Below are 20,699 nucleotides of genomic sequence, written 5' to 3'. Positions count from 1 at the left end.
TGCTTCCCGGCACGCCGACCGTCACAGATCCTTGACCAACCGCAGCGCGTCGTGGATTGCCGCGTGTGTATTTCGGGCAGCCACCGCATCGCCGATCCGGAACAGTCGGAACCGCCCGTCAGAGTTGCGCGTCACGGATTGCGGAGCGCCACCAGTCAACGCCTCGTAATCCACCTCGCCCAGATTCGAGGATAAGGGCTTCAGGTCGAAATAGATGTCGTCAAGCGGCCGGGTGCCGTGATTGACCACAACCTGATCGACCAGCCGATCTCGGGTCATGTCGCCATAGTCGCTGCCAAGCGTCGCGCGCAACAGGTTGCCGTCGCGCGCAACCGACATCAGCCGCCAGGTGACGGTGAAGGTCGCATCGCGCCGTTGCAGGCTGCGCATGTAGGGCACAAGGTTCATCGCCATGACCTCGGGCGCGAAGCTGCGATCCGGGGTCACGATCTCGACGCTTGCACCGGTAGCGGCGATCAGGTCGGCCGCCTGCAGGCCCGCGTGGTCGCCCGCATCGTCAAAGATCAGCACGTTCGCGCCCGGCTTGACGTCGCCCGACAGGATGTCCCAGGCCGAACAGACCAGATCGTTGCCATCGCGCAGCACCTCGGTATGCGGCAGGCCGCCCGTGGCGATGATCACGTCGTCGGGACGGGTCTTCAGCACGGTGTCCGCATCGGCGAAGCTGTTGAAATGAAACCTCACGCCGTGTTTTTCGCATTGCGCCATCCGCCACGCGATGATCGAGATCATTTCGCGGCGGCGTTCCTGCTGCGCGGTCAGGCGGATCTGGCCACCGGGCTGGTCCGCCGCCTCGAAGACCGTCACCTCGTGCCCGCGCTCGGCGGCGACGCGCGCGGCCTCCATCCCCGCAGGTCCGGCGCCGACGATGGTGATGCGACGGCCGCGCGCGGCTGACTGGATCGTCTGAGGCAGGGTCTGTTCGCGCCCAGTGGCAGGGTTGTGGATGCAGAACGCCATGCCGCCCTGATAGATGCGGTCAAGGCAATAATTGGCACCGACACAAGGCCGGATATCATCCTCGCGCCCCTCGATGACCTTGCGCACCAGATGCGGGTCGGCCATGTGGGCGCGGGTCATGCCGACCATGTCCAGCTTGCCCGAGGCAATCGCATGGCGCGCCGTGGCCACATCGGGGATCTTGGCGGCATGAAAGGTGGGAAACTGCGTTTCCGCGCGGATCCTTCCCGCGAAATCCAGATGTGGCGCATTGCGCATCCCCTGGATCGGAATCACGTCCGTCAGGCCCGGATCGGTGTCGATGTGACCCTTCACGACATTCAGGAAATCGACCAGCCCACTGTCTTTCAGCTTGCGGGAAATCGACAACCCGTCCTGGATGGTCAATCCGCCCGGCAGATCCTCGTCTCCGGTATAGCGCAGGCCGACGATGAATTCGTCACCGCAGCGTTCGCGAATGCGGCGCAGGATGTCGAAGGTGAAGCGCAGCCGGTTGTCCAGGCTGCCGCCATAGGGGCCATCAAGATCGTTGGTCAGTGGCGACCAGAACTGATCCATCAGGTGGCCATAGGCCTGCAGTTCGATCCCGTCGAGGCCCGCCGCCTGCATGCGTTCCGCGGCGTCGGCATAGTCCTCGATGATGCGGGCGATGTCCCAGTCTTCCATCTTCTTGGGAAATGCCCGGTGCGCGGCTTCGCGTTCGTGGCCCGGTGACACGACCGGCAACCAATCGGCCTTGTCCCAGCGCGTCCGACGGCCAAGATGGGTCAGCTGGATCATCACGGCACAGCCATGATCGTGGCACTCGTCGGCCAGCTGCTTCATCCAGCCGACCACCTCATCCTTCCAGGCGAGGATATTGTTGAAGACAGGCGGGCTGTCGCGCGACACCGACGCCGAACCGGCGGTCATGGTCAGCGCCACCCCGGCCCTGGCACGTTCGACATGATACGCGCGATAGCGGTCCTTGGGCATCCCGTCCTCGGGATAGGCCGGTTCATGGCTGGTGATCATGATCCGGTTGCGAAGCGTCAGATGCTTCAGCCGGTAGGGCTGAAGAAGGGGATCATTGGACATGGCCTGCCTCTTGCCGGTGGAACCGGCTTCCAGAAACATAAAATGTTCACTTATGTCAATTAATAAATCACTGATGAACATTTCCTGCGCACCTGCGGACATTTCAGTTGCCAGAGGCCCGGTCGCCCGCTACAGGATCGGGATGAAGAACCGGGTGGATGCGGACACGGGATGGCGCGGGTCGCGCCAAGGCTGGCTGGAGGCCGGCTATCAGGCATTGCTAGAAGGCGGCATCGACGCCGTGAAGATCCAGCCTCTGGCAAAGCAGCTTGGCCTGTCGCGAACAAGCTTCTACTGGTTCTTTCAGGATCGCGAGGCACTTCTGGCCGCACTGATCGACGGCTGGGAAGACAGGACGACCGCCCCGCTGTTCAAGGCCACATCAGACTATGCCGAAACCCCGACCGAGGCGATGCTGAACGTGCTGGCCTGTTTCCTGGCTGGCGATTTCGACGCAAGGCTGGAATTTGCGGTTCGCAGTTGGGCCCTGCAGGATCCTGCGGTCGCAAACCGCACCGAGGCTGCCGACGGGGCGCGGCTGGCGGCGTTGAGCGACATGCTGATGCGATGGGGTCACGCGGACGATGACGCCGATATCCGCGCCCGGACGATATATCTGACCCAGATCGGATATATCTCGATGCAGGCGCGCGAGGATCTGCCCACACGCCTTGCACGCATTCCGATCTATGTTCAGATCTTTACCGGCCGCCGTGCCGAACCGCGCGAGATCGCCCGCTTCAGCGCAAGGGTTCAGGACAGAGGCCGGTTGCCGGGCTGATCCGGCCCGCGCACCGTCAGTCCTGGGGTTTCACGTAGATGTCCAGCCGGTGGCTGACGATCTGAAAACCGAATTCCTGCGCGATCTTCTGCTGCAGACGTTCGATCTCATCGGACCGGAACTCGACCACCTCGCCGGTCTCGACATTGATGAAGTGATCGTGATGGGTCGGCGGTGCCGCCTCGTATCGCGCCCTGCCATCTGCAAAGCTGTGCTTTTCGACCAACCGATGTTCCGCCAGCGTGTTCACCGTTCGATAGACCGTCGCAAGATTGATGCCGGGTTCGATCTCGACCACACGACGGTGCAGCTCCTCGACATCCGGATGATCGTCCGATTCGGCCAGCACTTTCAGGATTGCCTGTCGTGGGCCGGTCAGCCGCAAGCCTGCCTCGCGGCATCGTTGCATCAGATTGCGACTTTCGCTTCTGGTCATGGTCTGAACCCCTGTCGGCTTCCGCTCCGCTCGAGGCGCGTTGTTAGGACGGCGAAGCGTCTGTCTAGCATGACTGACATGGGTCGTCACGCGGCGCGCCCCGCGCCAGATGCAAACAGATTGCACTTGAACTGCGGCAAAGGCATGTTATGTCCATCTGCAAATCACTTGCAACTAAGTCAGGCCCGCGAGGTCCCGACACGGGCCATCCGCGACGCGATCAGCAAAGGAAAGCGCATATGCCAGACACGTTCTCACGCCTGCTTGCAACGGTCGCCGCGACGGTGTTGGTCGCCGGACCGGCAGTCGCCGAAGATCGGATGAAGGTGGTGACCACGTTCACTGTTCTGGCAGACATGGCCAGCCAGGTCGCAGGCAATGCCGCCGACGTCGTGTCGATCACCAAGCCCGGCGCTGAAATCCACGGCTATGAACCCACCCCGCAGGACATCGTCCGCGCACAGGGCGCGGACCTGATCCTGTTGAACGGCATGAACCTTGAACTGTGGTTCGAGCAATTCATCTCCAATCTGGGTGACGTGCCCTCGGCAACACTGACCGACGGCATCGACCCCATCCCGATCGCGGCCGGCACCTATGAGGGCAAGCCGAACCCTCATGCCTGGATGGGTCTTGAGAACGCGATGATCTATATCGACAACATCGCCACCGCCTTTGCCGGTCAGGATCCCGAAAATGCCGAGACCTACAGAACCAACGCGCAGGCCTACAAGGAACAGCTGCGCAGCACGCTGGAACCACTAAAGGCCGAAATCGCCAAGATCCCCGAGGCTCAGCGCTGGCTGGTGACCTGCGAAGGGGCCTTCAGCTATCTGGCCCGCGATCTTGGACTGCAGGAGCTGTATCTTTGGCCGATGAACTCGGACCAGATGGGCACGCCCCGGCAGGTGCGCGATGTGATCGACGGCGTTCGCGAACACGAGATTCCCGCCGTGTTCTGCGAAAGCACCGTCAACACCGCTCCGGCACAGCAGATCGCGCGGGAAACCGGAGCGCGCTACGGTGGGGAACTTTACGTGGACAGCCTGTCCCAGCCGGATGGCCCGGTGCCCTCGTATCTTGATCTGCTGCGTGTGACGACGGATACCGTTGCCAAGGGATTGACCGACACAGCGGATTGACCCCCGCAGCACCGCCTGCCCCGCCGATATGCGTCAGGGCGTCAAGGCAGAGCGGGCCAGTACGCCATCCGACAGAAAGCGAGCAGAAATGCACCAGGAAGGCATCACCTCCACGGCGGACCAGCCGCAGGCCGATCCCAGTGGCGGGATCAGCGCGCGTGACGTCACCGTAACATATCGCAACGGACATACCGCACTGCGCAGCGCCAGCTTCGGCATTCCGAAAGGAACGATCACCGCGCTGGTCGGCGTCAACGGCGCCGGCAAGTCCACGCTGTTCAAGGCGCTGATGGGCTTTGTCACGGTGGCCAAGGGCGATATCCGCGTGCTGGGCATGTCGATCAAGGATGCGCTGAAGCGCAACCTTGTCGCCTATGTCCCGCAGGCCGAGGAGGTGGACTGGTCCTTCCCGGTTCTGGTCGAGGATGTGGTGATGATGGGGCGTTATGGCCATATGGGCTTTCTGCGTCGTCCCTCGCGGGCCGACCATCTGGCGGTGGACACCGCCCTGCGGCGGGTCAACATGCAGGAATTCCGCCATCGCCAGATCGGCGAATTGTCAGGCGGGCAGAAAAAGCGCGTCTTCCTTGCACGTGCGCTTGCCCAGGATGGGCAGGTGATCCTGCTGGACGAGCCGTTCACCGGCGTCGACGTCAAGACCGAGGACCAGATCATCGCCTTGCTGCGCGAATTACGGGCCGAGGGGCGGGTGATGCTGGTCTCGACCCATAATCTTGGATCGGTCCCCGAATTCTGCGACCGGGTCGTGCTGGTCAAGGGCACGGTGCTGAGCTACGGCCCGACCCAGACCACCTTCACCCGCGCCAATCTCGAGGCCGCGTTCGGTGGTGTGCTGCGCCATTTCACACTTGGCGGCGACGCGCTGCACGAAGATCAGGACGCCCGCAACGTGACCATCTTCAGCGACGATGAACGCCCGCTTGTTCATTACGGGGACCAGACACAGACCCGCGGAGCGCCCGAATGAACGTGCTGCTGGAGCCCTTTTCCTACGGCTACATGACGAACGCGATGTGGGTATCAGCGCTTGTCGGCGGGGTCTGCGCGTTCCTGTCCAGCTATCTGATGCTGAAAGGCTGGTCGCTGATCGGCGACGCCCTGTCCCATTCGGTGGTGCCGGGCGTCGCCGGCGCCTATATGCTTGGCCTGCCCTTCGCGGTCGGCGCCTTTCTGTCCGGCGGGCTTGCGGCGGCGGCGATGCTGTTCATGTCCGACCGGTCCGGACTGAAGGTCGATGTGGTGATCGGCCTGATCTTCACCTCATTCTTCGGCCTGGGCCTGTTCATGGTCTCGGTCAATCCGATGTCGGTATCCGTCCAGACGATCACCATGGGCAACATTCTTGCGATCACGCCCGAGGACACGCTGCAACTTGCCCTGATCGGCTTCCTGTCACTGGCGGTGCTGCTGGCCAAGTGGAAGGATCTGATGGTCGTTTTCTTCGACGAAAGCCATGCACGGTCGATCGGTCTGCGGCCTCGGCTGCTGAAGGCAGTGTTCTTTGTCCTGCTGTCCGCCAGCGTCGTGGCCGCGATGCAGACGGTGGGCGCGTTCCTGGTGATCGCCATGGTGGTGACGCCAGGCGCGACGGCCTATCTGCTGTGCGACCGCTTTCCCCGGCTGATCGCCCTGTCCGTCGCGATCGGGGCGATCACAAGTTTCCTCGGCGCCTATCTGTCCTATTTTCTGGACGGGGCGACCGGCGGGATCATCGTGGTTCTGCAAACGCTGATCTTTCTTGCGACCTTCATCTGGGCGCCGAAGCACGGCCTGCTGGCGGCAAGGGCCAAGGCGCGGGCCGCCATCGCCTCGGAAGGAGCGGCGTGATGTCCGAGCAGATCCTGCTGCCGTTCCAGTTCGCCTTCATGCAGAAGGCATTCCTGATCGCCGCGATCGTGTCCGTACCGACCGCGCTGCTGTCGTGCTTTCTGGTCCTGAAGGGCTGGGCGCTGATGGGCGACGCGGTCAGCCATGCCGTGCTGCCGGGTATCGTTCTGGCATATATCCTGGGGTTTCCGTTGATCCTTGGCGCCTTTGCGGCCGGGATGGTCACGGCGTTGGCGACCGGTTATCTGGCCGAAAACAGCCGGGTCAAGCAGGATACGGTGATGGGGGTGGTCTTCTCGGGCATGTTCGGTCTGGGCATTGTGATATATACGTCGATCTCGTCCGACGTGCATCTTGACCACATCCTTTTCGGAAACATGCTGGGCGTCGGCGCCGGCGACATCTGGACCTCGCTGCTGATCGCGATTCCCGTATCGGGCGCATTGCTGCTGAAATGGAAGGATCTGATGCTGCACGCCTTCGATCCGGCACAGGCGCGCGCTTCGGGCCTGCCCGTCAATCTTCTGCATTACGGCCTGCTGACCATCCTGTCGCTGACGATCGTGGCGACGATGTCGGCGACGGGGCTTATCCTTGCGGTCGGACTGCTGATTGCGCCGGGCGCCATCGCCTTTCTGCTGACCCGCAGCTTTGGCCGGATGCTGGCGGTGTCGGTCGTCGTCTGCATGGGCGCGATGCTGGCCGGGGTCTATGCAAGCTTTCACATCGACAGCGCGCCTGCGCCAACGGTGGTGCTGATCCTGACGGCGATCTTCCTGATGGCCTTCATCCGCCGGCTGAATCATCAGCGCCGGGTCTCTGCCGCCGCGCCGGACTGATCCCAAGACGCGTTTCCAGGTAACAGAAGCGCGGCGGATTTGGCGAATGGGTTTATACTGTCTGGACAAGGACGCCTGACCGCTTCAGCGTCGGCCCGTCCAAAGCCGGAACCGAATGCCCGTACCATGACTGATGTTTCGCCATTCCCAGCACTGCTAGAGACCCTGTCGGCGATACGGTCTCGCAAGGCGAAGGCGCTTTGTTTCTTTCTGGCCAACGACTTCAACACCTCGCATCGGGCCGAGAAGGTGGTTGACCTGCTGTGGCAGGACGCCGAGGCGACCCGCGCGGCCGCATCCTATCGTCAGGCCGTGCGGCAGATCCGCCGCGACATGCCCCCGGATTGCGGGCTGACGCTGAAAACCGAGATCGGACAGGTCTCGCTCGTCCTGTCCGACCAGCATGCCGGACGGGTAACGCTGAAGGACCATTTCAGGCAAACCGTCCTGGCCCAGGCCTGGGACGCGGATGCAGCCAGCAGCATCCGTGAATTGCTGGCCTATACCACGCAGCTGGAAGGCATCAGCGGATCTTTCGACAGTTGGCTTGCGATCACCCGTTCGGGGCTTTCCGCGACAATCCGCACCGCACTGGATGAACTGCTGGCCGGGGCCGAGACATCGCAGTTGTCGGCGCTGCGCCAACCGGCGGAACTGGCGGTGGAACTGGAACCCGCCAACGAAACCGCGGTGCGCCTGCTGATGAACCTGGACTGGCACAGCGGCCACGCCACGCGGGCGATCGAACGCTATGATCTTCTGTATCGATATCTGGACGAGGATTTCGATCAGGAACCCGAGGCCGAGACGATCGAGTTACTGGCCGCGATCAAGCTGAACCCGACACCCCTGCCCGCCCCTGTCAGGGCCGTGTCGCGACGGCCCGAGGTCAGCATCGCGGTCAATCTGCTGCCATCGCCCCAGCCGATCCCCGACGAAATGCGCGGTTTTGCCACGGTGTTGTATGCCGATCTGCGGATGCGGATGGGGCGGTTCCGGGAATGGCGCGTGCTGGACGACGACAGCGCCGAACCCGCGACCATCATGGTCAAGCTGCGGCCGGTCTTCGCGCTGGGTCGGTATCAGCTTTTCGCCGATGTCCAGACGGTCAGGGAAAGCCAGTTGCTGTGGTCCGAGGTGATCGACAGTCCCGAAACCGACTGGGAAGCCAAGGTCCGCCTGCTGCTGGCAAATCTGGCCAGCGCCCTGTCGGTTGCGGTGTCGGACCGTTCACTGTCTGATTCCGGGCTGGCGATCTATGACCGCTGGCTGAAGGCGCAGACACTGCTGGATACATGGTCCCCCGAGACCGAGGGCGAGGCCCTGGAAATGCTGGACGAGATCACGCGCGCCGCGCCTGATTTCGGTCCCGCTCACGCGGAACTGGCCGGTGCGCTGAATGTCAGGCATATCCTGCTGCCCGGCACGCGACAGACCGAAGAGGTCAAGTCCCGCGCCTTGCATCATGCCAACATGGCGGTAACCGTCGATCCGCTGGATACCCGCGCGCATCGGGTGGTCGGCTGGTGCTATTGCCACAAGCGCGCCTTCGGGCTGGCGGAATTCCACTTTGAACAGGCGCTGAATCTCAATCGCAGCAATCCGCTGACGCTTGCGTCTTGCGCGCTGGGTTTCGCGTTTTCGGGCAATCCGGATAGGGCACGCGGGCTGGTCGCAGAAGCGCGCCAGCACGATGCCGTCCTGAAACCCTTTCATCGCATCTATATCGCGATGGTCCACTATCTGCTGCAGGACTATGCCACCTCGGTTGCCGAATTCGAACAGGGCGCGGGGGTCATGCCGACCATCAGCGACGGATGGCACAGCCTGGCATTGTGGAAACTGGGCCGGCAGAACGAGGCCATGAAGTTCTTCGACCAGCACCTGATCACCGTCCGCAATGGCTGGCACGCTGCCACGGCGGCCGACAACGACAGCATCGTTGACTGGTTCGTGAACTGCTTTCCGCTGCGCGACGACGACACCTATCGGGATCTTTGTTCAACGACAACGAAGATCTTCGAGGCCTGCACAACGCGCCGCTAGCGGCAGGCGTTCGTGGCGTAGATCCCGACCGAGCGATGAAATGCCCTGACCGGGCTGCCCATGATCTCGTTCTTCACGTCATCCAGCGGTGCGCCCGTCGGGTCACGGAAGGTGCACCGGGCATCCACCGCGTCAGACATGTGGGTTTCCAGCGCGGCCTGCATGTCCTGGGTCCATCCCGGCACCCCCTTGGCCGCGAACTCGCGCGCGATCTCGACCAGTTCGGATTTCAGGCTGGCCATAAGCAAGGCCTTGTCCATCTCGTAGGACAGCGGCGGGCGGAAGCCCTTCGAATCCCCCTGCGACCTGATCAGCTTGTCCGCGACGTCCAGCGTCTCGTCGCACGGCACGATCAGCAGGCGGATATTGCGGTCGGCATGACCATCCAGCCGATAGCGCGGCTCGAACTGGATCTTGACGCGGGTCCGGTCAAGGATCTGCTGACGTTCGCTGTCCGACAGCGGTGCATTGCCGGTCCGAACCGAGAAATCCTGAACGGTCAACGCATATTTCAGTTGATCTTCCAGCTCCATCAGTTCGGCTTCCGAGACGTTCTCGGGACCGCGACGGGACAGATCGACCATCAGCTTGCCGACAAATTCGACGTTCAGCGGCTGGCCGTCGGCGCCTTTGTCCCGGTCGATGCGTCCGTCGTCGTGCAGGAAATATTCGGCCTGATCGACCTCGGAGCCAACGATCACATACTTGCTGTCACTCATGGGATCATACCTTTCTGACTAGTTCTATGAGTTTCATCATCGTTTCGGGGCGCGGAAGATCCTTGGCCTCCTCACGCTCGGGCGCCAGGATCACCCTGTTGATCGACCCGGCGATCGAACCGCGCAGCAGCGCGCTGCCAAGCGGCCCCAACCCACCCTTTTGGCCGTGAAGCTGCGCCTCGATCATGACGGCCTGGAACAGCGGCCCCCACTCGATCATCTCGGAGGTTACGCGCACCGGCGACGCCGGATGCCGGGCCTGGAAATCCTGTGCGATCGCCTGCGGTGTCAGACGCGCTGGCCACGGATCTGGCAGTCTTGCGATCGCCGCCTCGATCTTGTCGTTGCCTGCGCGCAGCGGGCGCACATCGATGGCGGTCGTGTTGTCCAGCGCGATCACTGCGGCGGCGGACACGGGCGCGCGCAACTCCGGGGCAACGCTGGCCGAAAGCCCGGTGCGGGGCCCACCCGGCCGTTCGCCGAAGAACAGCGGCCAGTCGATCACCCAATCGCTTTCCGCCTCGCTGATCTCGTATCCCGCCTTCAGCAGATCGGCCAGATTGTGAACCCCGTGGCGCCCAAGGTCATAGGCCGCCAGCGGCAGTGAATGGAAAGCCCGGAACAACCCGTGCAGCAAGGTCGTCTCATCCAGTTGCCATTCGGGTGGCAGATCTTCTTCCGGGATCGCCGCGATATCGGGATGCAGGAAGCGCGGCAGGACATCGTCACGGACAATTCCATGCCAGACCCGAACGACATGGGCACGCACCATGGCATAGGCCATGAAGGGGCTGGCCCCGTTGGCCATCAATGTCCGGGCGCAAAGATTGTGAAACTGCATCCACGCAACCGCCAGTTCGTGCAGCATCAGCGTGTCGCGGTTGCGTTCGTCATACAGTGCGCGGATCGGGCGGTCATCGCTGCTGGACAACGGGTCGTGGCTGGCGCGATAGACACGCGCCAGTCTTGCGCCGGGCGTCAGACGGAACAGCATCGTATCGGGGTCGTACAGATGCGACAGCATCATCGGCCCCGGCCCGTAGACCGTTTCCAGCGTCAGGGGATTGTCGATCAGGTTATAGCGCCTTGGCCCCAGGATCGAGACCGCATCGGTCGCCTCGGCGCGCTGGACATGCGGCACGCTGGACAACGCGACGCTGCTGCCCATGTCATGGCCCATCAGCTGTCCAAGATAGGTATAGGCCGACGGGATATGCGCGGCCTCGGTCAGGCACTGCCGCCGCCACTCGGGCGTGGTGCGCAGCAGGATCTGGGGTGGTTGGCGCGTCACATAGGCCGCGCCATCGGTAGGGTCGGCGTTCGGCTGAACGCCCCGGATGGAAACACGAGCCGGCACGCGCAGCGCCGGTGCCGGGCCAGGGGCGCAGCCGTAGCGGCAATCCTCAAGCTCGTGAAGGTCGGGACCCTTCGGCATGTGCAGTACCTCCTTCGCCTCGATCTACAGATAGGGCAGCCCGGTTCCGGCGTCATCGTCATGATGCGCCAAGATCGGCCTGCAAATCCAGACATTTATGGGACCGCCCTGGGGGGTGATGTCGCGCAGTTCGGCCTCGCCTCCGAACCAGTTGCGCGCACCGTCGATGCTGATCTCTGCCGCCTCGTGCCATGGCGGTGCCCAGTCGGCGCCGGGCGGCAGCAGGGCCGGACAGCGACGGCCGTAGGTCGCAATTTTTTCGCCCACAACCCGAAGTGGATCGCTGACGCCCGAGTTTCGCGCAGCAAGCAGTTCCATCAGGTTCATTTCCATCAGGAACGCCTCGCGCAGTGCCTTGCGCGCAGCCCTGGCGGGACAGGCAGCGGCGCCGAACCCCAGGATCAGGTTCTGGCCTTCAGGGCTCATGCTGCGACAGATCATGACATGCGGGCAATCGGCATCGGTCTTGATCCGCCACCAAGCGGTGCGCCGTTTCAGCGCCGCACCATGCCGTGCCTGTAACAGATGCGACGTCAACCCGATCTGTTGCAGCCAGGTGTCGGGGACTTGCGCGGCGGCGCGCCTGCCGTACCACCATTCATGCGCCGCGAACCGCTCGAATGCTTCCAGCATCGCATATCCCTGCGCCTTTCCTGCGTCGATATGCGCGGCGATTCCGACCATTGACGTATCGATCTGCTCGTCCAGCTCCTGCAGGGCATGAAGCTCGGCCGTTTCCCCAAGGCATCGCCGGAAGGCGCTTTCGCGTGTGGATCCGGCGCCGCTGGCGGTCCGTCCCGCTGCGGTCAGTGCCTGCAAGATCGAGATGCCGGGCGCAAAAAAGCTTTCGCGCCAGTCGTAGCGTGTCCAGTAAGCCAGAAGATCGTTTGGCTCTTGTCTCAAATCATTCATGTCCAAGCCGCTTCAGATTTTGTTAACTGGGTATCTGCAACGTGTGAAAAAAATGTGAGTGACCGACAGAATGGCCGGTCCCGGGCGGAAACGACAAGTTTCACGACGGCAGACGATCACGACACACGCGAATATCAGTTGCCGACCGCCATGAATTCGCACACGATTCGTTCATCACGACCTGTTGCCACGGAAATGCCGGTGCTGATCACCCCGGCCGGAGAACTTGATGCGCGTTCTGAATGCCCTTGCCGGTCTGGTCGTGCTTGCCGCAGCGGCGGCAGGCGGGCTGTATCTGACCGATCGCATTCTGGCCGCATCCGATCCCCAGGCCGAGGATCGGGGCAATAACAGCGCCGCGATCCGCGTCGAAACGATTTCCCCGCAGATCGCCACATTTCAGGACAGCGTGCGGGCGGTCGGCACGGCACGGGCAAGGCACGCGATCGAGATCACCCCCGAGGCGGACGGTCGGATCGACGAAATCACGTTCCAGCCAGGCGCACAATTGGCCGCGGATGCGGTGCTGATCCGCCTGGACGACCGCGCGGCCCAGGCCGACCTGAAGGCGGCCGAGGCGACGCTGGCCGAGGCAGAGGCGGCGTTTCAGCGTCAGGAACAGCTGAATCGCAGCGGCAGTTCGTCGGATGCCGCGTTTCAGACCGCCCGCGCCGCGCTGCTGCGCGCCGAGGCCGAACGCGACCGCGCCCAGATCGCGCTCGAAGATCGCACGATCCGCGCCCCGTTCCCCGGCGTCGTCGGGCTGACCGATCTTGTCGAAGGACAGATGATCGACACCGGCACGGTCATCGCCACTCTTGACGATCTTGAGGTGATCGAGGTCGATTTCAGCGTGCCCGAAACATTGTTGCCGCAGCTAAGGGTTGGCCAGCGCGTCGCCCTGACGTCTTCTGCATGGCCCGATCGCGTTTTCGACGGCCGGATCAGCCGGATCGATACACGCGTCGATGCTGCCACCCGCTCGATTGCACTGCGGGCCGAGGTGCCCAACGATGACAGGGCAATCGCCGGCGGGATGTTCATGCAGGCCGAACTTGTTCTTGCCGAACGCCAAAGCGTCTCGGTCCCTGAACGCGCGATCACCGTCAGCGGCGACCGCAATCTGGTTCTGGTGGCTCAGGACGGCGTGGCGCGGCAGGTTCAGGTCCGGATGGGCCGGCAGCACGGCGATCTGATCGAAATTCTGGACGGGCTTTCCACGGATGCGCGGATCATCATGACCAATCTGCACCGCGTCCAGCCCGGCATGACGGTCGATCCGGTTCCAAGCGCAAGGTCCGCCGCGGCCCCCTCGGCCGACGGGATCGAAGGATGAACCTGCCCAATCTGTCCCTGCGCCGCCCCGTCCTTGCAACCGTTATGAACCTGCTTCTGGTGCTGCTCGGTGCGTTCGCGATGACACGTCTGCCGGTGCGCGAATTGCCGCAGGTCGAGGCGGCTGAGGTGACAGTCCGGGTCAGCTATACCGGCGCGGCACCAGATGTCGTGGACAGTCAGGTGACCACCATCGTCGAAGGCGCGCTGGCCGGGATCAGCGGCCTGGAATCGATGTCCACCGAATCGGAACGGGGCAGCATGCGCACCGTTCTGACCTTCGATCCGTCGCGCGACATCGACGGCGCGGCGAACGATGTCCGCAACGCCATCGACCGGGTCACCAACGATCTTCCCGACGCCGCCGGCCAGCCGCGCGTGGACAAGAACGACAGCGAAGGCGATCCGGTGCTGCGTCTCAGCCTGTCCAGCCCGGACATGACGCCGCTGGAATTGTCGGACTACGCCTCTCGCTTCCTGACCGATCGGTTGGCACGGCTGCCCGGTGTCGCGAACACGGCGATCTATGGCGAACGTGCCCCGGCCATGCGGATCTGGCTGGATCAGACGCGGATGGCAGCCTACGGCATCACGACCGGTGACATCATCTCGGCGCTGCAGGCAAACAATGTCGAATTGCCCGCTGGTGAGATCGAAACCAGCGCGCGCCAGTTGCAGGTTCTGGCGCAGACCCGGTTCACCTCGGCGGACACGTTCCGTCAGATGGTCGTCCGCGACGGGGGCAGCCGCCCACTTCGCCTGGGGGATGTGGCCCGGATCGAACAAGGCCCCGAGGACAGTGAAACGATTTTCCGGACCAACGGCCAGATCGCGCTGGGGATGGGCGTGCAGCCACAGGCTCAGGCCAATACAGTCGCCATCTCGGGCGCAGTCCGCCGGGAAGTGGATCGCATCCGCCCCACCCTGCCGGACGGCATGCAGTTGCAGATCACCACCGACGAAGCGGTCTTTATCCAAAGTTCGATCCAGCAGGTCGCAAAGGTCTTTGCCGAGGCCGTGGCGCTGGTTACCGCGGTGATCTTCCTGTTCCTCGGCTCGGCCAGACTGGCCATGGTGCCCGTCGTGACGATCCCCATTTCCGCCTTTGGGGCGGGGCTGGCGATGATGGTGCTGGGCTTTTCCATCAACATCCTGACCTTGTTCGCTCTGATCCTGGCCATCGGGCTTGTGGTGGACGACGCCATCGTCGTGCTGGAGAACATCCAGCGGCATCGCGCCAGAGGCGAAACCCGGGCCGAGGCCGCCCGCAAGGGTGCCGGACAGGTGGGCTTTGCGGTCATCGCGACGACCGCCGTGCTGATCGCGGTCTTCGTGCCCGTCAGCTTCATGGAAGGCGAGATCGGCCAGCTGTTCGCGGAGTTCGGCATCGTTCTGGCGGTCGCGGTCGCGGTATCGGGTTTCGTCGCGCTGACACTGTCGCCGGTCCTTGCCTCTTTGGTCATGCCACGAGAGAATCGGCCCAATCTTCTGACCCGCAGCGTCGACCGCGTGATCGGCATGCTGGAACGTGGCTATGGCGCGGTGCTGACATGGATGTTCCGCAGGCCGCTGCCGATCCTTGCCATCACCGCCTTCATCATGGCCTCGGCCTTCGCGATCCATCAGAACCTGCCGCGTCAATTGACCCCGGACGAGGATCGAGGCCAATTCCGCATCTATGTCGCGGCGCCGCAGGGATCGAACCTGGCCTATACCGACGCAGCGACACGCAAGATCGAAGCGACGCTGGAGCCGATGCGCGAGGCCGGTCTTGTCCGCAACGTCACCGCAATCGTGGGGATCTGGGGCGAATTGCGGCGTTCGCTGATATTCGTCAACCTGGCGCCATGGGACCAGCGCGATGTCAGCGTCGATGAGGTCATCGCTGATCTGCGGACCAAGCTTGCGGATGTCACCGAAGTGTCGGTGTTCCTGCGTCCGTCAGGCGGCCTGGGTCTGGGCGGTTCCGGTGGCAGCATCCGATGGATGGTCGGCGGCCCTGATCTGGATCGTGCAGCGGACTGGTCCGAACAGATGGCCGAAACCCTGGAAGGCGATCCCCGCCTTGCCTCGGTAGAGGTTGGGTATGATGCCAACCAGCCGGGCGCGACATTGTCGATCGATCGCGCCCGTGCGCAGGATCTGGGGCTGGATTCGGAAACCGTCGCACAGACCATGCAGGTTCTGTTCGCATCGCGAACGGTCGGCGAATACAGCAACGACGGACGCCAATATCCCGTCATCCTGCAGGCCGCACGCGAGGATCGCGACTCCGTCGCGGACATGATGTCTGTGTTGCTGCGAAACGACCGCGGCGATCTGGTGCCGCTGTCAGCCTTCGCCGAGGTGCAACAGGGCGCGACTGTGCCGGCGATCAACCGCTATGATCGCCTTGTCTCGGTCGAGATGGAGGCCGACATCGCCCAGGACGTGGATCTGGCGCAGGCCATGGCGGCCGTCGAAGATGCGGCTGCCGATCTGCCTGCGGGCGCGACACTGGCGTGGGAGGGGCAGGCACGCGACTACCTGGAAAGCTCGGGCGGGGTCGCGATGGTCTTCGCGATGGCGCTGTGCATCGTCTTTCTGGTCTTGTCTGCGCAGTTCGAAAGCTTTCGCACACCGTTGACGATCATGCTGACCGTTCCCCTGGGGCTGGCAGGCGCGGTGGTCACGCTGCTGATCACCGGTGCATCGCTGAACATATTCTCTCAGGTCGGAATGATCCTGCTGATCGGGATCATGGCCAAGAACGGCATCCTGATCGTCGAATTCGCCAACCAGTTGCGCGACCGCGGAATGCCCCTGATCGAAGCTGCGCGCGAAGGCGCGGTGACGCGGCTGCGACCGGTGATGATGACCACCATTGCCACCATACTGGGCGCGGTGCCGCTGGCGATCGCTTCGGGCGCGGGTGCCGAAAGCCGGCGCGCCATCGGGTCGGTCATCGTCGGAGGTCTCAGCCTGGCCTTCGTGCTGACGCTGCTGCTGACACCGGTCGTCTATGTGCTGATCGAGGGGCTGCGCCGGGGCGAACCTGAACCGGACCGCCAGGCTGCAAACCCGGCGGAATAGGCCCGCCGGGCCGACCGCCCGCTACCTGCCACCCTTCGGACGACGCGGCACCGCACCACCACCGCGGGCTGCACGTGGGACGGGCTTGCCAGGTCTGGCAGCGGCACCCGGTTTGCCCTTGTTCTTGCCCTTTGATCCCTTTGGCTTGTCGCCTTGGGTTGCGGCGTCCTTGCGAGGTGCATGGACCTTCTTCGACGGATCGCGCGGCGCAGGCGCAGGCTTTTTCGTCGTACGGGGCTTTGGTGCCTCGGACTTTGCAGGCTTTGGCGCGGCAGGTTTGGCCTGATCGCGATCCTCCGCGGCCTTCGCGGGGATTGGCGCAGGTTTCGCGCGCGCGGGCTTTCCGGTGCGTGGCTTGGCGGTGGGCGACCGGCGTTCAAGATCCGGCTCGGTCGCCAGACGCGTCATCGACAGGCCGGGTTCGACCTCCAACCCGTCGCCAAAGCGGGATGCCTCGCCGGTGGCGATCTGGACATAGGTTTCGTTTTCGCGAACGCGGATGGCGCCGATGGCATCACGGGTGATGCCGCCCGCCTCGCACAGCTTGGGCAGCAGCCAGCGCGCCTCGGCCCGACCGGTATGACCGACCGAAAGCGCGAACCAGACCGCCGCGCCGAATTCGCGGGGTGCGCGGGGCGCGGCGCTGGACGGCGGCGGGGCATCGGTCAGTTCCTCGGGCGGCGGACGACCCTCGCGCCACAATTGCACGAAGGCTGCCGCGACCTGCTCGGCCCCGACCCGCGCCAGCAGGTCCTGCGCGATCACCGTATCTTCCAGCGTCGCGCTGAGGGCCGGATGATCAAGCATGCGCAGATCGTCGCGCGCCCTGACCTCGTCGGCGGACGGCGCCTTGCCCCAGTCCGCCGTGACCTTGGCCCCCTGCAGAAGACGCTGCGCCTTCTTGTAATCCGCAGGCGTAACAATCAGCGCCGACACACCCTTCGCCCCCGCACGACCGGTTCGACCGGACCGATGCAGCAGCGTTTCGGAATTGCTGGGTAGATCCGCGTGGATCACCAGTTCAAGCCCCGGCAGGTCGATCCCGCGCGCGGCAACGTCGGTCGCGATACAGACCCGCGCGCGTCCGTCACGCAGCGCCTGCAGGGCATGGGTCCGTTCCTGCTGGGACAATTCGCCCGACAGGGACACGACGCGAAAGCCGCGATTGCCCATGCGCGCCAGAAGATGGTTCACATTGGCACGTGTCTTGCAGAACACGATGGCGGTGCGCGCCTCGTAGAAACGCAGCAGGTTGAAGATTGCGTTCTCGCGGTCGCGTGCGGTCACCGACAAGGCGCGATAGGCGATGTCGCCATGCTGCCGTGCCTCGCCCATCGCGGCGACCCGCAGGCCGTCACGCTGAAAATCACGGGCCAGCTTCTCGATCGCGGGGGGCACCGTCGCGGAAAACATCAGGGTGCGGCGACTTTGCGGTGCCGATTGCAAAATGAATTCCAGGTCCTCGCGGAAGCCGAGGTCCAGCATCTCGTCGGCCTCGTCCAGAACCGCGACGCGCAGCACGGACAAATCCAGGCTTCCACGTTCGATATGATCGCGCAGACGGCCGGGCGTGCCGACCACGATCCGCGCACCGCGGGCAAGCGCGCGCCGTTCGGTGCGAAAATCCATACCGCCCACGCAGGTCGCGATGCGCGCACCGGTGGCGGCATACAGCCAATCCAGTTCCGACGCGACCTGCAGCGCAAGTTCGCGCGTCGGCGCGATCGCAAGGGCCAGCGGTGCATCGCCTTCGGGCAGCACGTCGCCGCCATCCAGAAGGTCGGGGGCTGCCGCGATGCCGAATGCCACGGTCTTCCCCGACCCGGTCTGTGCGGACACCAGAAGATCCCGCCCCCGCGCATCCGGCGCCAGCACTGCCTGCTGCACCGCGGTCAAGGTCGTGTAACCCCTCTCGGCCAGGGCTGTGGCAAGCGGGGCGGCTATGTCGTTCTGGGTCATCAATTCTGCCTGCTGAGGGGCCCTTGGGCCGGGATCGGGGCGCGGTGCCGTCGATACGGCGATGCCGGCCAGCGCCCCGAGACGGCCGATCCGTCGCAGTATCGTCCCGCGCGGTCAGAGTCAAAGCAAGTTCGTCCGGATCGACAAGCCGATCGCCCGCACCGCGACAGCAGAAGGCCGGGCATGTCCGGTCATGGTGTCAACGGCCGCGAGGGCTCGCGGCCGTTGACATGCAGGTGACAGATCTTCCTAAGGCATCGCCGCCTCGGGTCAGCGGCACGAGATCACGACGCGTAGATCGGGAAGCGGTCGCAGAGCGCCTTTACCTCGGCACGCGTCGCGGCCTCGGTTTCCGCATCGCCGTCTGCATTGTCGGCCAGCGCGCGCAGCACCCGCAGGATCATCGCGCCGATCTGGCGGAACTCGGCCTCTCCGAAGCCGCGCGTGGTGCCGGCCGAACTGCCAAGCCGGATGCCCGAGGTCACGAAGGGCTTTTCCGGATCGAAAGGGATGGCGTTCTTGTTGCAGGTCAGGCCGGCACGCTCCAGCGCGATTTCGGCAGTCTTGCCGGTCACGCCCAACGGACGCAGGTCGCACAGTACCATGTGGCAGTCGGTGCCGCCCGATACGATCCCGACGCCGCCTTCGGTCAGCGTATCGGCCAGCGCGCGGGCATTTGCGATGACCTGACGGGCATAATCCTTGAAATCTGGGCGCAGGGCCTCGCCGAAGGCGACGGCCTTGGCGGCAATCACATGCATCAGCGGGCCGCCCTGATTGCCGGGGAACACCGCCGAGTTCAGTTTTTTCGCCAACGCCTCGTCATTGGTCAGGATGATGCCACCGCGAGGGCCGCGCAGGGTCTTGTGCGTGGTCGATGTAGTGACATGGGCATGCGGGATCGGGTCGGGGTATTCGCCCGCCGCAATCAGCCCCGCGTAATGAGCCATGTCCACCATCAGCCAGGCACCGACCTCGTCTGCGATCGCGCGGAAGGCGGCAAAGTCGATCTGGCGCGGATAGGCCGAGGCGCCGGCGACGATCAGTTTCGGACGCTCGGCCAGCGCCTTTTCACGGACCTTTGCCATGTCGATCAGGTGGCTGTCCTCTTCGACCTCATAGGACACCACCTCGAACCATTTGCCCGACATGGTGACCGGCGATCCATGCGTCAGATGCCCACCATGGGCCAGCGACAGGCCCATGATCTTGTCGCCGGGATTCAGCAGGGCCAGGAACACCGCCTGGTTGGCCTGCGCGCCGGAATGCGGCTGGACGTTCACGAAGCCCGCGCCGAACAGCTGTTTCAGGCGGTCGCGGGCGATATCCTCGACCTCGTCCACGAATTCGCAGCCACCGTAATAGCGCTTGCCGGGATAGCCTTCGGCATATTTGTTCGTCAGCACCGAGCCTTGCGCGGCCAGCACATCGCGGCTGACGATGTTTTCGGATGCGATCAGTTCGATCTGGTCCTGCTGCCGGCCCAGTTCGCGGCCGATGGCGGCGGCGATGGCGGCGTCGGAAATGGCGGGCGTCTTCGTGTCAAGCATCGGGGAACTCCGTTGAATTTGGGTGCGGATCACAGTCCGGTGGCCAGTTCGGCCTCGGCCAGCGCCATCAGGTTGCGGACATGAGGCAGGAAGCTGCGCCAGACATCCATGCGGAACACGGCCGGGCCATCACGCCACAGGGTCACGGTCGCGCTGTCAAAAACGGTGCGGCAGCCGCGCCCCACGGCCAGCGCCCCGACATCGCGGGGGCAGCAGGTCGCCAGCAGGTCCAGCACCGATGGACCGGAAAGATGCAGGGTGATCTCGCGATCGCTGATCTCGGTCAGGCTGTGCGGCGCGGTCGGATAGACAGCAGCGGCCGCGGCGATCAGGTCGGCAGCCTCGGGGGCAAGGATCAGCCATTCGTCGGGGCCGAGGCACAGCGCCTCGCGTCCGTCCGATGCCGCCCGATCGCCGATCCGCGCGGGCAGGTCCAACCCAAGCGCATCGGCCAATACGGCGCGATGATCCGGGCGGACGCGCAGCGAAAGCCGTGCGGCAGGCGCCAGTTCCTCGATCTGGACCGGGGCGGCGAAGTCGTGTTTCTGTGTCGTCATCGGTCTCTCC

General features: G+C 64.1%; 16 protein-coding genes. 8 read left to right on the top strand and 8 right to left on the bottom strand.

Features of this window, described 5'->3' with window-relative positions:
- Positions 1 to 21 precede the first annotated feature (21 nt).
- The gene (hpbA, locus tag MU516_RS15165) at positions 22 to 2,058 is read right to left on the bottom strand and encodes an N-methyl-L-proline N-demethylase HpbA (protein ID WP_260278120.1); all 2,037 of its coding nucleotides are present in this window, start codon (positions 2,056 to 2,058) and stop codon (positions 22 to 24) included.
- Between the two features lie 142 nt (positions 2,059 to 2,200).
- Here hpbA and MU516_RS15160 point away from each other — a divergent pair, with 142 nt between their 5' ends.
- On the top strand, positions 2,201 to 2,839 hold the full coding sequence (locus tag MU516_RS15160; RefSeq protein WP_260278119.1) for a TetR/AcrR family transcriptional regulator: 639 nt from the start codon (positions 2,201 to 2,203) through the stop codon (positions 2,837 to 2,839).
- Between the two features lie 16 nt (positions 2,840 to 2,855).
- On the opposite strand, the gene MU516_RS15155 is transcribed toward MU516_RS15160, so the two are convergent.
- The gene (locus MU516_RS15155; protein ID WP_209057759.1) at positions 2,856 to 3,275 is read right to left on the bottom strand and encodes a Fur family transcriptional regulator; all 420 of its coding nucleotides are present in this window, start codon (positions 3,273 to 3,275) and stop codon (positions 2,856 to 2,858) included.
- Positions 3,276 to 3,514: 239 nt separating this feature from the next.
- On the opposite strand from MU516_RS15155, the gene MU516_RS15150 reads away from it, so the two are divergent.
- From MU516_RS15150 to MU516_RS15130, 5 genes are all read left to right on the top strand, one after another.
- Positions 3,515 to 4,417, top strand: coding sequence for a metal ABC transporter substrate-binding protein (locus tag MU516_RS15150; RefSeq protein ID WP_260278118.1), 903 nt, complete (start codon positions 3,515 to 3,517; stop codon positions 4,415 to 4,417).
- 88 nt (positions 4,418 to 4,505) lie between these two features.
- Positions 4,506 to 5,405: a manganese/iron ABC transporter ATP-binding protein gene (locus tag MU516_RS15145; RefSeq protein ID WP_260278117.1), complete on the top strand. Its 900-nt coding sequence runs from the start codon at positions 4,506 to 4,508 to the stop codon at positions 5,403 to 5,405.
- On the top strand, positions 5,402 to 6,265 hold the full coding sequence (locus tag MU516_RS15140) for a metal ABC transporter permease (RefSeq protein ID WP_260278116.1): 864 nt from the start codon (positions 5,402 to 5,404) through the stop codon (positions 6,263 to 6,265). Before MU516_RS15145 ends, MU516_RS15140 begins: the two co-directional genes overlap by 4 nt.
- The gene (locus MU516_RS15135) at positions 6,265 to 7,104 is read left to right on the top strand and encodes a metal ABC transporter permease (RefSeq protein WP_260278115.1); all 840 of its coding nucleotides are present in this window, start codon (positions 6,265 to 6,267) and stop codon (positions 7,102 to 7,104) included. The genes MU516_RS15140 and MU516_RS15135 overlap by 1 nt, the downstream gene beginning before the upstream one ends.
- Positions 7,105 to 7,230: 126 nt before the next feature.
- Entirely contained in the window at positions 7,231 to 9,150 is a 1,920-nt protein-coding gene (locus MU516_RS15130) for an AfsR/SARP family transcriptional regulator (protein ID WP_260278114.1), read from the top strand.
- Here MU516_RS15130 and MU516_RS15125 read toward each other — a convergent pair.
- Genes MU516_RS15125 through MU516_RS15115 form a run of 3 tightly spaced genes read right to left on the bottom strand, consistent with a single transcriptional unit; the run spans position 9,147 to position 12,216 of the window.
- Positions 9,147 to 9,869 carry a hypothetical protein gene (locus tag MU516_RS15125; protein ID WP_209057752.1) on the bottom strand — a complete coding sequence of 241 codons (723 nt, stop codon included), beginning with the start codon at positions 9,867 to 9,869 and terminating at the stop codon, positions 9,147 to 9,149. The two genes, MU516_RS15130 and MU516_RS15125, sit on opposite strands and share 4 nt — an antisense overlap.
- 4 nt (positions 9,870 to 9,873) lie before the next feature.
- Positions 9,874 to 11,304: a peroxidase family protein gene (locus MU516_RS15120; RefSeq protein WP_260278113.1), complete on the bottom strand. Its 1,431-nt coding sequence runs from the start codon at positions 11,302 to 11,304 to the stop codon at positions 9,874 to 9,876.
- Positions 11,305 to 11,328: 24 nt separating this feature from the next.
- The gene (locus tag MU516_RS15115; protein ID WP_260278112.1) at positions 11,329 to 12,216 is read right to left on the bottom strand and encodes a YcaO-like family protein; all 888 of its coding nucleotides are present in this window, start codon (positions 12,214 to 12,216) and stop codon (positions 11,329 to 11,331) included.
- 229 nt (positions 12,217 to 12,445) lie between these two features.
- Here MU516_RS15115 and MU516_RS15110 point away from each other — a divergent pair, with 229 nt between their 5' ends.
- Positions 12,446 to 13,552 carry an efflux RND transporter periplasmic adaptor subunit gene (locus tag MU516_RS15110; protein ID WP_260278111.1) on the top strand — a complete coding sequence of 369 codons (1,107 nt, stop codon included), beginning with the start codon at positions 12,446 to 12,448 and terminating at the stop codon, positions 13,550 to 13,552.
- Positions 13,549 to 16,623, top strand: coding sequence for an efflux RND transporter permease subunit (locus MU516_RS15105; RefSeq protein ID WP_260278110.1), 3,075 nt, complete (start codon positions 13,549 to 13,551; stop codon positions 16,621 to 16,623). Before MU516_RS15110 ends, MU516_RS15105 begins: the two co-directional genes overlap by 4 nt.
- A gap of 21 nt (positions 16,624 to 16,644) precedes the next feature.
- On the opposite strand, the gene MU516_RS15100 is transcribed toward MU516_RS15105, so the two are convergent.
- From MU516_RS15100 to MU516_RS15090, 3 genes are all read right to left on the bottom strand, one after another.
- Entirely contained in the window at positions 16,645 to 18,582 is a 1,938-nt protein-coding gene (locus MU516_RS15100; protein ID WP_260278109.1) for a DEAD/DEAH box helicase, read from the bottom strand.
- 284 nt (positions 18,583 to 18,866) lie between these two features.
- The gene (gene glyA / locus MU516_RS15095) at positions 18,867 to 20,132 is read right to left on the bottom strand and encodes a serine hydroxymethyltransferase (RefSeq protein WP_260278108.1); all 1,266 of its coding nucleotides are present in this window, start codon (positions 20,130 to 20,132) and stop codon (positions 18,867 to 18,869) included.
- A gap of 29 nt (positions 20,133 to 20,161) precedes the next feature.
- Positions 20,162 to 20,689: a sarcosine oxidase subunit gamma gene (locus tag MU516_RS15090; RefSeq protein WP_260278107.1), complete on the bottom strand. Its 528-nt coding sequence runs from the start codon at positions 20,687 to 20,689 to the stop codon at positions 20,162 to 20,164.
- Positions 20,690 to 20,699: the final 10 nt, after the last annotated feature.

Origin of the sequence: Paracoccus maritimus (assembly GCF_025195095.1) — a bacterium.
In the GTDB taxonomy this organism is placed as follows: Bacteria; Pseudomonadota; Alphaproteobacteria; order Rhodobacterales; family Rhodobacteraceae; genus Paracoccus; species Paracoccus maritimus.
This window is presented reverse-complemented; position numbering and strand designations above follow the sequence as displayed.